The following is a 16,011-nucleotide window of genomic DNA, read 5'->3' on the forward strand; positions in this document are numbered from 1 at the left end:
GCGTACGGGTCACGTACTCGGCGGTTCGTAAAATGATGGATTAAGTTCGATATAAACATCCGTTAAGGATTGATAACCACGTTGTTTTAGGCGTTTCAAGGTAATCGTGGTACTCAAAATGGGACTTTGTGCCTTAGCCAGTAATTTACAAGTCTGATGAATTCCCATTTATTATTCCTATTTTCGTTCCCGAAATAATTGTTTTCACAAGAACACAATTAAGTATAAAAAATAACAACATGAATAATACTCACTCCAAATTTACGAGAGATGTTGACAACGAAAATATATGGTTGTCTCAAAAAAGCGAACAGGAATTTAATGTTACAGATTACGGCCTAAAACCTACGGTTCTTGGCAGTGAAGCCGAAGTAGGACAAGCCATGTTACAGGAACTGTACAACACAGCACAATCTAAAGAAGGTGATATTAATATTGCGCTTTTGGGAGGCCGAGGCGCTCAGGAACTTCACCGCTTACTGGGAGAATTAGCCCAATCATCTGAACAGGATCAATTACTGGGCAGGCTAAATGTATTTACTCAGGACGCGCTGGCACCTTTGGGAATGGCGAATAGTTTTAGTTTTGTTCGGGATTTTGAGCGCATTTTAGGCGAGGCTTTTTTCAAAAAAATAAAAAGCTTTACTCCAATGCAAACCGATACTCAGGATATAGAGTCGGCATTGATAGCTTATTTATCAAAACTGGAAGACTTAGGTGGTTTGGACATCTTTTTTATTGGTCATGGTCCGGAAGAAAACCAAGCCTCTCACCTGGCCTATATCAAACCTTTTTCGGGGGCGCAACCACAACATATTGCAGGTATCATCCCGATTTCGAGCAGTATTTTGGAACACCACATCAGCAAGTTTAAAGCCGGCGGAAGTTTGGCAAACGAAAGCGATGAAAAAGAATGCCGCTCTGCCGAATATATTCTCACTTTAGGACCGGCGGCTATTTTACAAGCCAAAAAAATTGTGCAATCAGTAGTCGATGCCGATTCAGCTCCAGCTAAAGTTAAAACTTATGCTAAGGTATTGAACACTACTTTAAGCTCCAATAAAGAGGAAGCCCTGCAACAATTAAATGCCAATCCGGGCTTATGGATTCGATTGCATCCTAATACCAAATCGTTTGTCTTGCCTAATTTAGGTTTGTAATCCATTTTTAGCACGGACTTACTTTCCTTTTAATAAAATTTCATAAAACTGACCCCGCTTAAAAATACTTAAGCGGGGTTTATTATTTAGCAAAAATTCGCCGCATTAAGCACTTGGCTCTCAAGAAAAACAGCTTTTATACAGCCTGAATAGTTGAAATTTATTGCAAAACCACAATCATTTCGTTATCTTTAAAATATCTACTCCAAAAATGCAAATCACATGAGTGAAACCGTACACAAAAAACTAAATGAACTACAAGCTACCGCCATCTGCGGAAACGATATTAGTTCTTCCTGCCTTTATGTATCTGCCTTAACAATTATGTATGCCGGACAATATGCCTGGGTTTCTTTGCTAATTGTTGCCGTAGTACTTTTTTTATTTCGAAAAATTTATGGCGAAGTGGTAGGTGCAATTCCCCTTAACGGAGGCGCTTATAACGTACTCCTGAACACTTCTTCTAAAAAAATGGCTTCACTGGCGGCTACGCTCACAGTGCTGTCTTACATGGCCACCGCGGTGATTTCAGCCACCGAAGGCATGCATTACCTTCATAGTGTTTTCCCTATTGTTAATGTACACATTGCTACTATTGTTGTATTGCTTGCCTTTACTTATCTGGCTATTTTAGGAATTGGCGAATCGGCTTTTGTGGCTGTTATTATTTTCATTACTCATTTAGCTACTTTAAGTTTGCTGGTTTTAGCCTCTGTTTGGTTTTTAACCCAAAACGGATTAGATACTTTTCATTTCAACTGGAAACTTCCTATTAGTTCCGACGGGATTCCGCATGCGCTTTTCTTAGGTTTTGCAGCAGCCATGTTAGGGATTTCGGGTTTTGAGAGTTCGGCTAATTTTGTCGAAGAACAACAACAGGGTGTTTTCCCAAAAACACTGCGCAACATGTGGGGTATTGTTAGTTTTTTCAATCCAATTTTGGCTTTGCTTATTATTTGTATTATCCCGCTTACCGAAGTTGGCGCTCACAAAGAGTCGCTTCTGGCTTATTTAGGACATACTACTGGCGGTTCCTGGTTGGCTCATCTGATTTCAATTGATGCCGTTTTGGTGCTTTGCGGAGCGGTTTTAACTTCTTTTGTCGGAGTTTCCGGATTGTTAAACCGAATGACTTTAGATCGAATTTTGCCTAACTACTTTTTAAAACAAAATAAAAGAGGTTCCCATTACCGCATTATTATCAGCTTTCTTTTGCTTTGTGTTTCGGTCTTAGTGGTAACCGAAGGCAACATTGTAGTACTGGCGGGAGTTTACACCTTTTCATTTCTGGCGGTAATGGGACTGTTTGGCATTGGAAACTTATTATTAAAATTCAAACGCCGAAAATTACCCCGACCTGAGAAAGCCAGAGGCTTTGCTGTGGTTGTTGCGGTAAGTTTAGTAATTACAGCTTTTATAGGTAATATCGAGCTCAATGTGGATTCCTTTTACACTTTTTTAAAATATTTAGTGCCGGCGCTGCTCTTTATCGGAATTATGCTTAACCGTTCTTTTCTAATTTTGGTTTTAATTGAAGCTTTGGAATATTTCTACAAACCTTTGCGTAAAATGGTCATTTTCAGCAATCGATATTTAATCAAACTCAACAACAAAATTCACTCTCAGGAATTTGTTTTTTTTACCAAAGGAGACGATGTGGCTATTTTGAACAAAGTCATGCAATATGTTCAAAACAACGAAACCACTAAGAAATTAAAAATTGTAAATATTAAATTAGAAAATGCAGATAACGAACCGCTAAAAATTGATTTAAAAGTTCTCGATCGCGCTTATCCCGAAATTGATATAGAATTTATTGAACTCGAAGGTGTTTTTGGGCCTGAAATTATTGACGAATTATCCAAAAAATGGAACATCCCTAAAAACTTTATGTTCATTGGTTCTCCCGGCGATAAATTTTCTTACCGTGTTTCTGAATTGGGAGGAGTACGTTTAATTATGTAATGAGAAATAGCTGTTAGCGAAAAATCAACATTCTGTTAGCAACGAATCATACAAATTTGAAAAAGAATCAATTTTAAAGTAAACTTTCTGAATATCACTAATGATATAATCCGTTTGCATGATCGTTTCTTTATCGTATGCTTTCACAATAATACTATCAAGAAAAATATGTTTGGTCTCTTTTTCAGAAGAAGTAATTCCTGCGCCATAAATTCGGACACCCGATGTGGTTTCTATTAATCCGAATTCTATTGTAAACCAATACAATCGCTGTAAACGAATTACTTTTTCTTTATCCGAATGGTTCTTATAGCCTATTTCGCCAAATTTTTGCATAAAATTACTGTAATCCGGATGAACCAATTGCGGAATATGCCCAAAAATATCATGAAACATATCCGGTTCTTCCAAATAATCCAACTGATCTCTTTTGCGTAACCAAGTTGAAGAAGGAAACTTCTTTTGACTGAGCATCTCAAAAAATTCATTCACAGGAATCAGTCCCGGCACAACCTCAATAGTCCATCCGGATAATTCTTTTAACAACTTATTGAGTGCGCCAAATTCAGGAATAGCATCAGCATTCAGAACCGGTTGCAATAATTTAAGTCCCTGTAGATATTCCGCACAAGCCTTGTCCTGCAAATTAGCAAGTTGTCGATCAAATAAAAGTTTCCATACCTGAAAATCTTCTTCCGTATAAGCGCTATAGACTTGTTTTAAACGATTCATGACTTTCTATTTTTAGTAATTTTTTCTGCTGCCAACAGTAGTTTCCAAGCCAGTTCTACAAAACCTTCTTCGATATAATATTTTAACTTTTCGTGCAGCAATTGAATCGAAATTTGCCCGTTTTCGGCTAAAAATTGATCTAAATCCCCTATCCAATCCGCAAATTCTTCATCCGTTAATTCTGGAACTGCTTCCACCGAAGCCATTCGAGCCAAATGATTTCCGTTAAGTATTTCACTTTTAAGCAAGGATTCCGGTAGTTTCTCAAAACCAACCGCTAACTTCGTTCCGGGTTTGGAAACCTTAAACAAACTTTGCCCATTGACTCTACAATACCAATCTCCTCCCAATCTGGCAACTACATCTAGTTTTTTAGGCGAAATTGTATTATTGGAATCAAATATTGCGTCATCAACATGCACCAAAACAACTTCGCAAATTACCAAATGTCCTGCTCCTCCCTGCTCTCCAAGCGGAATTAGCTCTTTCACCTTACACTCAAATGAAACAGGCGATTCTTTTACCCTTGGTGGTGTAACAAGCTTTGATTGCACCGCCGTCAATCCCGATTTAACAAATTCATCTATTCCTTTATCAAATTCGACACTGGACAAAGAAGTTTGTTCCACCATCGCATAATTTACAATATTAATCACTACTTCTTTGGTTTCTAAAATATTTTCCAAAGTATGTTTGGTGGTATTATTTCGAACTCTCCTCGCCGGAGAAAACACCAATATTGGCGGATTGGCACTAAAACAATTAAAAAAACTAAACGGACTCAAATTGACAATCCCATTAGCATCCACAGTACTCGCCAAGGCAATTGGTCTTGGTATAACTGTTCCCAACAAAATTTGATGAAAGTCGTGGGTAGCTAGCTCTTTGGGATTAAAAACTCTCATATCTCTATATTTTTTGCTGGCAAAACTTCTGTTTGAACACAACCAAAACCTACTCTTTGTGTTCCTTCTCCGGCATGTCCTCTCATAATTACTTTATCGCCATCCTGAATAAATACTCTTGTACTTCCGTCTGCTAATTGAAGCGGTTTGCTTCCTTTCCAGGCCAACTCCAGCATTGAACCAAAACTTTCAGGAGTTGTCCCACTTATTGTTCCAGACGCATACATATCGCCTATTTCTATATTACAGCCATTAATCGTATGATGCGCCAATTGCTGCGGCATAGTCCAATACAAATGCTTAAAATTGGATTGACAAACAACCGTTTCTTTTGCCTCTTTTGTTGCAATAGCTACTTCCAATTGGATGTCAAAAGTTGTTCTTTGCTTTTCTTTCAGATAAGGCAAAACTTCAACCGATTGCTCTGGTGCTTTAGTTCTGTATGGTTCCAAAGCTTCCAAAGTTACTATCCAAGGAGAAACAGACGAGGCAAAATTTTTCCCCAAAAAAGGCCCCAGAGGTACATATTCCCAAACTTGGATATCACGTGCCGACCAATCGTTGAACAACATCATTCCAAAAATATATTCTTCAGCTTTATTGACCGAAACCATATCTCCCAACTGCGTTTCTTTTCCAATTACAAATGCCATTTCCAATTCAAAATCCAAACGTTTTGAAGGTCCAAAATCGGGCTTATCTTTGGCTGGATCTTTGATTTGTCCATTTGGTCTGTGAATAAGAGTTTCGCTCACCACAATCGAAGAAGCTCTTCCATGATAACCAACCGGCATGTGAAGCCAATTGGGCAACAAAGCATTTTCGGGATCACGAAACATTACTCCCACATTGGTAGCATGTTCTTTACTTGAATAAAAATCAGTGTAGTTTCTAACTTTTACAGGCAAAAGCATCTTTACTTCTTGTTGTTTATGTAACACATTTACAAGAGATTTGCTATCTTTTTCTAAAGTACTTCCTTTAGTAAATAATTCCTGAATATATTTTCGAACCGCATTGGTTTTTTCTTTTCCTAAAGCAATAAAAGGATTCAAATACCGAGAACTGAAAATGTTTTTGGGCAATTCCAAAAGACCAAAATATCCCGCTTTATGCAACATATCCAAATCCACAATATATTCTCCAATAGCTGTCGCCACGGCAAAATGTCCTTTTCCTTTAGAATAAACTCCAAATGGAATATTGGCTAATGTAAAATCTGAATTTTCAGGGATTTCAATCCAACTTTTCGGTTGATTCATTTTTCTTCTCTATAAAGTTCCTCTTAATTCTTGTTCTCTTTCGATTGCTTCAAACAAAGCTTTGAAGTTTCCTTTTCCAAAAGACTGCGCTCCTTTTCTTTGAATAATTTCGAAGAAAAGTGTTGGCCGCGTTACCAATGGCTTTGTGAAAATTTGTAACAAATAACCTTCTTCGTCTCTGTCAATCAAAATATTCAGTTCTTTCAAACGTTTCATATCTTCGTCAATTTCACCCACTCTTTCGGTTACCGTATCATAATAAACAGCTGGTACATTCAAGAATTGTACGCCACGACGTCTTAATTCTGAAACCGTGTGAATAATATCATCGGTCGCTACGGCAATATGCTGCACACCTGCATCATTGTAAAATTCAATGTATTCCTCAATTTGCGATTTGCGTTTTCCATGAGCCGGTTCGTTAATTGGAAATTTGATTCTACCATTTCCATTGCTCATCACCTTACTCATCAAAGCCGAATATTCGGTAGAAATATCCTTGTCATCAAAGGAAACCAATTGGGTAAAACCCATTACTTTTTCGTAAAATTGGCACCATTTGTTCATTTCGCCCAATTTTACATTTCCAACAATATGATCTACATATTTCAATCCGATAGGTTCAGTCTTAAAACCATCGGAAATTGCTTTAAAACCAGGAAGAAAAACTCCTTTGTAAGCCGAACGTTCTACAAAAATATGCACCGTTTCTCCATAAGTATGAATTCCTGAAAAAACCACCGAACCATTTTCATCCGAAACCGTTTTGGGTTCTAAATAAGATTCTGCCCCACGTGAAGTTGTTTCTTCCCAGGCTTTGGTCGCATTATCTACCCAAAGGGCTACGACCTTTACCCCATCGCCATGAGCGTTTACAAAAGTATTGACTGGTCCATCTTTCACCAAAGAAGAAGTCAATACCAATCTAATTTTATCTTGTTCCAAAACATAAGACACAGTCGTTTTATTTCCAGTTTCCAATCCAGAATAAGCTTTTAACTGAAAACCAAAAGCCGAACGATAAAAATAAGCCGCTTGCTGGGCATTACCCACATACATTTCAATATAATCGGTTCCATTAATTGGTAAAAAATCCTGTGCTTCTTTAAATATTTTTTCTATTTCCATTATTTTCTAATTAAAATTATTCCAACCAGGATTTGTAATAATCCGGTAATTCCAGCGAATAAGCATATTCAGTAACCATCAAAGGTTTGAAAGTATCCACCATTACAGCCAGTTCGGCGGTTTCTTTTTGACCAATACTACGCTCCATAGCTCCCGGATGTGGTCCGTGAGGAATTCCGGATGGATGCAAACTCATATAGCCTTTTTCGATATGATTTCGACTCATAAAATCACCATCTACATAATACAAAACTTCGTCAGAATCAATATTACTGTGATTATAAGGTGCCGGAATAGCCTGCGGATGATAATCATACAATCTTGGACAGAAAGAACAAACCACAAAGGCGTCTGTTTCAAAAGTTTGATGCACCGGTGGCGGTTGATGTACCCGACCTGTAATTGACTCAAAATCATGAATTGAAAAGGCATAAGGATAATTGTAACCATCCCAACCCACAACATCAAAGGGATGCGAAGCATAAATGTATTCATGCAACATTCCTTGTTTTTTCACCATAATTGTAAAATCACCCAACTCGTCATGAGTTTCCAAATCTTTGGGTTTGCGAATATCTCTTTCGCAATAAGGCGCATGTTCCAATAATTGACCAAAACAATTTCTATAACGTTTTGGCGTATAAATTGGTCGATGTGAAGTCACTATAAACAAACGATTATCGGCGGTTTCAAAGTGAATTTGATAAATGACACCTCTTGGAATTAAAAGATAATCCCCCGGAGAAAATTCCAGATTCCCAAATAGCGTTTTCAAAACACCATTTCCATTATGAACAAATAAAAGTTCGTCTTCATCGGCATTTTTATAAAAATAATCATCCATTGAAGATTGCGGAGCTGCTAACTCAATTTGACAATCCTGATTAACCAAAATAGCTTTTCGGCTATTTAAATAATCTTTTTCGGAAGCTACATTAAAACCAATAAAACATCTGGAAAGTGTATTGGTTTTTTCGGCAATTTTTGGAGTAATCGATTTTGAACCAAGCATTGCTTTCACCATAGTTGGTCGGTGAACATGATACAACAGCGAGGACATTCCTTCAAAACCTATAGTTCCAAACAACTGTTCGTAATAATAGCCTCCCTTTTCTTTTTCAAAGACAGTGTGTCTTTTATGAGGGATGTTTCCTAAGGTGTGATATATTGGCATAGCATTTAAGATTTAAATCACTATTTGTTTTTTGATTGAGAAGAAAAAACCAATTCATCAGTTCGCTGATAGAAAGTTCAAGTGCTTTTTGGGTAATATTATAGCTTTCAGACTGTTGTTTTCTGATTCGATTTAAGGCATTAAAAATAGTTTGAGAAGCATCTTTAAAAATGAACACACCGGTAATTTCATTCAAAAACAATCTTAATTGCTATTTCCTCAAATTTACCAAAAAAAAAAAAAAACGATTTTAAATACCGTAAGCCTCTACAAATTAAGCATTTTAAAGAAAATTTGCAAACAAAAAAGCAACTATAAAAAAGCTATTTTAAAACATTGAAACATTCATATCACTTTATCTTTTTCTATAAATATCACTTAACCTTGATACCATCAATAAAAAAATCTAAATATTCTACTAAAAGACTGGAAAATTACCACAAAAACATTAGCTGATAATGGCATTTGCCTCAATTTAGAACACATTGTAACAACTAAGAAACACTGATTTACAAAGAAATACACTAAATTACTTTAACCCAAAAAACAGATGAAAAGTCAACATATCTATCTCAATTTTTATCAAAAACCACGACACTATACATGTAGCCAATTTTATCAGAGAAATGAATAAAACTCCCGAAGTAATGGAAGTATATCACATTGAGAGAAATTATGATTTTTCAGTAAAAGCAGTTATGCTGAATATGGAATCTTACCAGAAATTCGTACTTCACCAACTTGCTAACATTCCTAACATTGACCACACTCAAAGCTCATTTGTATTATCCAATAACTAATACACAACCGCTTTTAATCTCTAAAATTTAAGATTTCTAATTATAATTGGTCAAAATCAAACGCCCAATCTTTATCTTTTTGATACCACAATTGCCCTGCTGAAACCTGAAGCGGACAATCAAAATTATTCGTATAAAGCGCTCCGGTTCCCAAACCCTGCGGCATTGGATTTCGCAAAGTATAGGTCCATTGCGCAATGGCATTTAAACCAACATTAGACTCCAAAGCCGACGTAATCCACCAGCCAATCTGGTATTTTTCAGCTAATGAAATCCATTCCTGAGAACCTCTAAATCCACCTACAAAACTCGGCTTTAAAATAATGTATTGCGGCTTGATTTTTTGCAATAATTGTTCTTTTTCTTCGAATGAAAAAACACCTATCAACTCTTCGTCTAACGCAATAGGAAAAGGGGTTGTTTTGCACAACTCTGCCATCCTGTCAGTGTTGTTTTTTTGAATTGGTTGCTCAATACTATGTAATTCAAATTCAGATAATTGATTGATTTTATATAAAGCTTCTTTTAAAGCAAAGGCACCGTTTGCATCTACCCTTATTTCAACTTGTTCAGCTGTAAAATGAGCTCTAATAAAACGCAATAACTCCAGTTCTTTTTCGAAATCTATCGCCCCAATTTTAAGTTTGACACAACGAAAACCCTGAGCTAATTTTTCTTCAATTTGCTGCTTCATAAAAGCCGCTTCTCCCATCCAAATCAAGCCGTTAATTTCAATTGATTTTTCTCCTTCGGTAAAGGCAGAAGGAAACAATAGAAAAGGATTTTTACTTTCTAAGGAAAGGAAGGCCATTTCGACTCCAAACTGTATGGATGGAAACTCCACCAAAGCTTCCCAAAGTGCTTCTTTACCCAAATGAATATTCGCGCAAGTCCACTGTAGTTTTTCTTCATAATCCGAACGATCATCAACACTTAAACCTCTTAAAATTCCGCACTCACCTATTCCTTTTTTTCCATCTTTTTCAAGAACCAGAAACCAGGTTTCTTTTTCGGTCATCACACCACGGGAAGTTCCTGAAGGTCTCTTGAAATTTAGAATGTATTTATGATAGGTTGCTTTCATTTTTTTAACGTAAAGTTTTTTTTACCGCAAAGAATAAGTGTTTTACCGCAAAGAGCGCTAAGTTATTCACAAAGGTTCGCTAAGATTTTAATAATTCTCTATTGATTACGATCCAAAATTTAATTCTCTTAATCCCTTAATGGTTTGAAATCATTTACTCAACTTTAAAATTTTATCAAAATCCTGATTTTGAATTCCTGCTTTTGCAAAATCCTGATAATCGTCTTTAATTTTTTGAGTCCAACTCACCTTGTCAGTTACATTTTGATTTTGGTACGTTTTATAGATTGTTTTTGCTTTTGCATATTCGCCATTTAACAAATAAGCGTGCGCTAAATTCAATTTCACCAACAACTCCGTATCATCCATTTTTTCGCCTTCTTTTAGCGATTTAATGGCTTTCCCGTATTGTTTAGTCAATAAATAAGCATAACCCAGATTGGCGTAATCTAAAGCAGTTGCTTTCTTTTGAATTACAATTTCGTTGTAGTTTTTTATTGCAGCGCCATAATCCGCCGTTTTTATATTTGTTGCAGCTTTAACTCTCAAATCATTAAAAACGGTTTTAGCAATTCCGGTTTCTTCAAAGCAACTCGCTCCAAAATCCTTATATGCCTTTGCTTGCTCCATAGGCAAAAGTTTTTGGAATTCCGCATACGAATATTGTTTTTGGATTTTTTCGCCAATGCAAACGCAAAAATCGTCTGAATTTACCATTTTTCTGGCCAATGCAGAAGTTTTACACTGACTAAAGATATTTTTTCGGTTTTCCAAAGTCCAACCTCTGCTTAGTTTAGCATCTACCCAAGGCACAACTTCCAGCACAATTTTTTGCTTCATTATCCAATTGGAACTTTCGAAACCAAAAAACAACTTAGCCGTATTAGCTTTAATACAACCGGATTTCTCTATCGAAAGTCGCTTAGCATCTTTGCTTAAAGCGGTACTTTGAACCAAACAGGCATCGGCAGTTCCTCCGTTTGAAATATAATCAGCAGTCAATTCTTTTTTCGAAAAAATGGCGTATTTACACTTATCTTCCCCTGAAATTTTAGACAACAAAAAAACAGCTCCCGCTGAACCCTGACTGATTCCTGACGGATCCGGAATGGATTTTAATACCGAAACCAAACTACCCGCCATTTGCTGATTATCATCTAACAAAGTGATACGGTAAATTAATTCGGTGGTTCCTGCCGGAAAATCATCGGTTTCAACCACAATACGGTCTCTGGCTGAGACCACAATCTCTTTATAAGTCGCTCTTTCTTTGTCCCAATAACCCGTTTTTTGGGCCGATACAGCCTGATAAAAAAGACTAATCAATAGCCCTAAAATTATTTTTTTCACTGATGTGATTGGTATTAACTGAATATTCAAGCTTATTGAAAAACCCTTTCAGAATTAAAAACTCCAAAAGGGTTAATTATTATTTTTAAATTTTACAATTCGATGCTATCACCTATTTCTAAAAGCATCAAGTCTTTACCTTTATCAAAAAATTGCTGAATTGCTTCTTTATGATCAATTTTGATGTAACCAAAAGTATCGTAATGATAACCTAAAACCTTGTCACATTCCACAAAATCAGAAGCCAAAATAGCATCCTGAACATCCATCGTAAAATTGTCTCCGATTGGAAAAATCGCCAAATCTAATTTCGTTCGCAACGGAATCAACTTCATATCCATCGTCAAAGCGGTATCTCCGGCAATGTAAATGTTTTTATGTTCGCCTTCGATGACAAATCCGCCCGGATTTCCACCGTAAGCTCCGTCAGGAAAGGAACTGGAGTGAATAGCCGTTACATATTTTACCTTTCCGAAATCAAATTTCCAACTTCCGCCGTGATTCATCGGGTGCGCCTGAAAACCTTTAGCCGCATAATAACCCGCAATTTCGGCATTAGAAACAATAACTGCTCCGGTGCGTTTCGCAATGGCTTCTACGTCCAAAATATGGTCGCCGTGGGCGTGTGTAAGCAAAATATAATCTGCTTTTAACTCATTAATATCGATATGCTCCGCCAAAGGATTACCAGAAATAAAAGGATCTACAATAAGGTGTTTTCCTCCTACTTTAATTCCTAAAGCCGCATGTCCGTAATAGGTAATTTTCATAATTCTTATATTTAATTAGTACGCAGATTCAGCAGATTTACACAGATAAATTTAAATTACAAACATAATTTAACCACCAAAAATCAACTAAAAATCACAAACCAAGATTTTATCTTCCTCCTAAAAATAAATTAACAAAAATGTCTGAAAGCAATGAAATCATGCATATCGACAACAAAATACAAAGCAAAAAAGTACTCAAGGCTACTCTTTTTAATTCCGGATCTAAGTCTTTTGGTTCCTGATTTTTAGAAACCGTAATTAAATGTTTAGTCAAAGGTATGTAAGCTAATAAAAACAGGTATTGATCAAATTTAAATTCGCTAATTACCGCAAAAAGCAAGACCAAAACCATCGCGCCAATGATTAAAAAGTAATGGTATTTTTTAGCTTTTTCGCCCCCGATTTTTACAACAATAGTATTCTTACCTACTTTTTTATCCGAAGCTTCGTCGCGCATATTGTTTAGGTTCAAAACACCAACACTCAAAAATCCGATGGCCATTGCCGGTAAAACCAATACAAAATCGAGTTGTTTGGAATACAGGAAATTTACCCCTAAAGTACTGACTAATCCGAAAAACACGAACACAAACAAATCACCATACCCGCGATAACCATAAGCGGTATTTCCTACCGTATAACGAATAGCCGATAAAATAGCCAAAATCCCTAAGACCAAATAGAAAACGGAATAAAATAAATGTTGGTAGCCAAAAGCATAATAAATCAATGCTATCGCCGAAAGAAAAGTTAAAAACGAAGTAATAATTATGGCGCGTTTCATAGCTGCCGGTGTAATCACACCGCTTTGAATCGCCCGTTTGGGACCAATGCGGTCTTCGTTATCAGTTCCTTTCATACCGTCGCCGTAATCGTTGGCAAAATTGGACAAAATTTGCAATCCTAAAGTAGTCAGAATCGCAAATCCAAAAAGACGCCAGTTAAATACTTCTGTTGGTGTTAATATTTCATCGGTAGGATGTGCCAAAGCATACATACTTCCTACTATAATTCCTGATACAGACAAAGGTAAGGTGCGCAATCTTGCGGCTTCAATCCAGTGTTTCATTATTTATTATTTTTGATTTTAGAGTGTAGATTTTAGATTTTTTATTCTGATTTTAAATTTTCTCAACATCAATTCTAAAATCTAAAATCAGAAATCTACAATTCATTATGGTAACCATTTCTTTTCAAAGTTAGGCTTTCTTTTTTCAAGGAAAGCATTTCTTCCTTCTTTAGCCTCTTCGGTCATATAAGCTAATCGGGTAGCTTCACCGGCAAAAACCTGTTGCCCTACCATTCCATCATCTGTCAAATTCATTGCAAATTTCAGCATTTTGATGGATGTTGGTGATTTAGCCAAAATTTCCTGAGCCCATTCATAAGCAGTCGCTTCTAATTCGTCATGAGGCACAACAGCATTTACCATACCCATTTCAAACGCTTCCTGAGCAGAATAATTACGTCCTAAGAAGAAAATTTCGCGGGCTTTTTTCTGTCCAACCATTTTAGCCAGATACGCCGAACCATAACCTCCGTCAAAACTGGTTACATCGGCATCAGTTTGTTTAAAAATAGCATGTTCTTTACTGGCTAAGGTCATATCGCAAACTACGTGCAAACTGTGTCCGCCACCAACAGCCCATCCCGGAACAACCGCAATAACAGCCTTTGGCATAAAACGAATCAATCGTTGTACATCTAAAATATTCAAACGGTGGTAACCATCTTCCCCAACATACCCCTGATGACCGCGTGCTTTTTGATCGCCTCCGCTACAAAAAGACCAAACCCCGTCTTTGGTACTTGGCCCTTCAGCAGAAAGCAATACTACGCCAATGGAAGTATCTTCCTGGGCATCGTGAAAGGCATCTAATAATTCTGAAGTGGTTTTAGGACGAAAAGCATTTCTAACATCAGGTCGGTTAAAAGCGATTCTGGCAACTCCGTTGCATTTTTTATAAGTGATATCTTCGTATTCTTTGGCTGTGATCCAATCCATTTTAATGGGTTTAAATTATTATAGGGTAAAATTAAATCATTTTTTACACTTTATCTAACTATCCTATATTTTGCCTAAAAAAAAGACGGTTTAACTGCTTTTACTCTTATTTATTTCCTCAGTAATCCTTCTCTCGTTAATCCGTTTAAAATGTTAAAATTCAACAATTAGTCGTTTTTTTTCTGTTACTAAAAACTTTTTTTTATTAATTTTAGACATGATTAGTTCTGGGATTGGTGGAAATATTTACAATACAAACTAGTCAGCGAGTACTTCACTGATTTATTAACTTAAAAGAAGAATATTGAAACAAACAACAAGCTTTATCACTCTTTTTGAAACGTTACTAAATATGAAATACGAAAAAAAAGAGCCCAAACGGGAAGCACTAAATTTTATCAGAATTTATTCAAAGTAGCACCAAAGGTTACCTAATTGGATTACTATACCGAAATGAAAATCATTAAAATAAACAGGTAAAATCCAAAGAAACTTTTTAAACCAACGGTTCTTAATGCCAAATGAGATTCGAAATAACATTTAGAGGTTAAAAAAGATAAAGAAAGAACGATTAACGCGAAACTAAATAGTTTCCCATTGTAAAACATATTATAAGTTGTCCAAAAATAAGAGAGCTTATAAAAAGAGAAAGACTAACCATCAGGATTAGTCTTTCTTTTTTTTATGCTTTTACGAGATAAATTCCGTCTTCTTTAATTTCGATTAATTTTTCTTTGTACAAAGCACCAATCGCTTTCTTAAAAGTCTTTTTACTCATTTTGAGTACCGTTTTAATATCTTCCGGATGCGAATTATCATTCAATCTTAGAAATCCGCGACTTGCCCTTAATTCGTCCAAAATTTTCTCGGCATTTGGCTCTACTGATTCATAGCCCTGCTTTTGCAAAGCCACATCAATCTTATGATCCGGACGGATGTTTTTGATATAACCTCGCATTCTGTCTCCTGTACGGATACTGTCGTCGTACACCTCATCTTTGTATAGAAGTCCTTTGTGTTTTTCGTTGATAATCACATTAATCCCGATTTCGGTAATATGAGACACAATCAAATCAACTTCCTCTCCTTTTTCCAACGCAATTTCTTCATTACTCAAAAACTGATTGGTTTTACTGGAAGCGACCAATCGGTTGGTTTTTGGATCCATATAAAGATAAACCAAATAGCGCTTTCCTTTTTCCATCGGTCGGGCCTGTTCCTTAAACGGAACCAGAATGTCTTTCTCCATCCCCCAATCCATAAAGGCTCCAATTTTATTGACATAATTCACACGCAAAAGAGCAAATTCATTCAATAAAATATAAGGCTCTAAAGTGGTCGCCACCGGACGTTGTTCGTGATCTAAATAAACAAAAACCACGATTTCTTCACCAATTTCAAATTCGTTTGGAACATATTTATTCGGCAAAAGCACGTCGTGAATTCCTTCGGGATCATTTTCCGGATCGCCTAAAAACAAACCCACTTTAGTGTCACGCAATATGGTTAAATTATTGTATTTTCCTATTTTTAGCATTTTCTACTTTTTTCTGAGCTGCAAAGGTACAACCTTGCGGGATGATTTTGACCGCAAAGTGTGCAAAAGTTTTTCGCAAAGAACACTAAGCTCTAAAAAACGGTAATAATCTGTCTAATCCGTTCAATCTGTGTTG

Annotated in this window: 15 protein-coding genes; 3 read left to right on the forward strand and 12 right to left on the reverse strand. The window is 36.3% G+C overall.

The features are described 5' to 3' along the window. Positions 1-9: 9 nt before the first annotated feature. A complete protein-coding gene (locus tag B6A10_RS09695; protein WP_188220803.1) occupies positions 10-168 on the reverse strand; it encodes a hypothetical protein in 159 nt (52 codons plus the stop codon). 71 nt (positions 169-239) lie between these two features. Between B6A10_RS09695 and B6A10_RS09700 the strand changes: the two genes are divergently transcribed. Together B6A10_RS09700 and B6A10_RS09705 are read left to right on the forward strand one after the other, a co-directional pair. Then, positions 240-1,160, forward strand: coding sequence for a hypothetical protein (locus tag B6A10_RS09700; RefSeq protein WP_188220727.1), 921 nt, complete (start codon positions 240-242; stop codon positions 1,158-1,160). Between the two features lie 222 nt (positions 1,161-1,382). Next, complete coding sequence (locus B6A10_RS09705; RefSeq protein ID WP_188220728.1) at positions 1,383-3,125, forward strand: APC family permease; 1,743 nt, start codon at positions 1,383-1,385, stop codon at positions 3,123-3,125. 24 nt (positions 3,126-3,149) lie between these two features. On the opposite strand, the gene B6A10_RS09710 is transcribed toward B6A10_RS09705, so the two are convergent. Genes B6A10_RS09710 through B6A10_RS09730 form a run of 5 tightly spaced genes read right to left on the reverse strand, consistent with a single transcriptional unit; the run spans position 3,150 to position 8,326 of the window. Next, positions 3,150-3,857 carry a phenylalanine 4-monooxygenase gene (locus B6A10_RS09710; protein WP_188220729.1) on the reverse strand — a complete coding sequence of 236 codons (708 nt, stop codon included), beginning with the start codon at positions 3,855-3,857 and terminating at the stop codon, positions 3,150-3,152. Then, positions 3,854-4,762: a flavin reductase family protein gene (locus tag B6A10_RS09715; protein WP_188220730.1), complete on the reverse strand. Its 909-nt coding sequence runs from the start codon at positions 4,760-4,762 to the stop codon at positions 3,854-3,856. Before B6A10_RS09715 ends, B6A10_RS09710 begins: the two co-directional genes overlap by 4 nt. After that, the gene (fahA, locus tag B6A10_RS09720; RefSeq protein ID WP_188220731.1) at positions 4,759-6,024 is read right to left on the reverse strand and encodes a fumarylacetoacetase; all 1,266 of its coding nucleotides are present in this window, start codon (positions 6,022-6,024) and stop codon (positions 4,759-4,761) included. The genes B6A10_RS09715 and fahA overlap by 4 nt, the downstream gene beginning before the upstream one ends. Before the next feature lie 9 nt (positions 6,025-6,033). Continuing rightward, on the reverse strand, positions 6,034-7,152 hold the full coding sequence (gene hppD / locus B6A10_RS09725) for a 4-hydroxyphenylpyruvate dioxygenase (protein ID WP_188220732.1): 1,119 nt from the start codon (positions 7,150-7,152) through the stop codon (positions 6,034-6,036). A 16-nt stretch (positions 7,153-7,168) separates the two neighbouring features. Continuing rightward, a complete protein-coding gene (locus B6A10_RS09730) occupies positions 7,169-8,326 on the reverse strand; it encodes a homogentisate 1,2-dioxygenase (protein ID WP_188220733.1) in 1,158 nt (385 codons plus the stop codon). 581 nt (positions 8,327-8,907) lie between these two features. Here B6A10_RS09730 and B6A10_RS16440 point away from each other — a divergent pair. Further along, positions 8,908-9,126 (forward strand): Lrp/AsnC family transcriptional regulator, encoded by a 219-nt coding sequence (locus B6A10_RS16440; RefSeq protein ID WP_394354332.1) that lies wholly within the window; start codon positions 8,908-8,910, stop codon positions 9,124-9,126. A 40-nt stretch (positions 9,127-9,166) separates the two neighbouring features. Here B6A10_RS16440 and B6A10_RS09740 read toward each other — a convergent pair whose 3' ends face one another. The 6 genes from B6A10_RS09740 to B6A10_RS09765 form a co-directional block, all read right to left on the reverse strand. After that, positions 9,167-10,210 carry an o-succinylbenzoate synthase gene (locus tag B6A10_RS09740; protein ID WP_188220735.1) on the reverse strand — a complete coding sequence of 348 codons (1,044 nt, stop codon included), beginning with the start codon at positions 10,208-10,210 and terminating at the stop codon, positions 9,167-9,169. Positions 10,211-10,360: 150 nt separating this feature from the next. Then, positions 10,361-11,560, reverse strand: a complete 1,200-nt coding sequence (locus B6A10_RS09745) for a tetratricopeptide repeat protein (protein ID WP_188220736.1) — start codon at positions 11,558-11,560, stop codon at positions 10,361-10,363. Between the two features lie 92 nt (positions 11,561-11,652). Further along, positions 11,653-12,330, reverse strand: coding sequence for a metal-dependent hydrolase (locus B6A10_RS09750; RefSeq protein ID WP_188220737.1), 678 nt, complete (start codon positions 12,328-12,330; stop codon positions 11,653-11,655). A 109-nt stretch (positions 12,331-12,439) separates the two neighbouring features. Next, complete coding sequence (menA, locus tag B6A10_RS09755) at positions 12,440-13,402, reverse strand: 1,4-dihydroxy-2-naphthoate octaprenyltransferase (RefSeq protein ID WP_188220738.1); 963 nt, start codon at positions 13,400-13,402, stop codon at positions 12,440-12,442. Positions 13,403-13,507: 105 nt separating this feature from the next. Further along, positions 13,508-14,338: a 1,4-dihydroxy-2-naphthoyl-CoA synthase gene (locus B6A10_RS09760; protein ID WP_188220739.1), complete on the reverse strand. Its 831-nt coding sequence runs from the start codon at positions 14,336-14,338 to the stop codon at positions 13,508-13,510. A 682-nt stretch (positions 14,339-15,020) separates the two neighbouring features. Continuing rightward, complete coding sequence (locus tag B6A10_RS09765; RefSeq protein ID WP_026715292.1) at positions 15,021-15,875, reverse strand: CvfB family protein; 855 nt, start codon at positions 15,873-15,875, stop codon at positions 15,021-15,023. Positions 15,876-16,011: the final 136 nt, after the last annotated feature.

Source organism: Flavobacterium pokkalii, assembly GCF_014596575.1.
Classification (GTDB): Bacteria; Bacteroidota; Bacteroidia; order Flavobacteriales; family Flavobacteriaceae; genus Flavobacterium; species Flavobacterium pokkalii.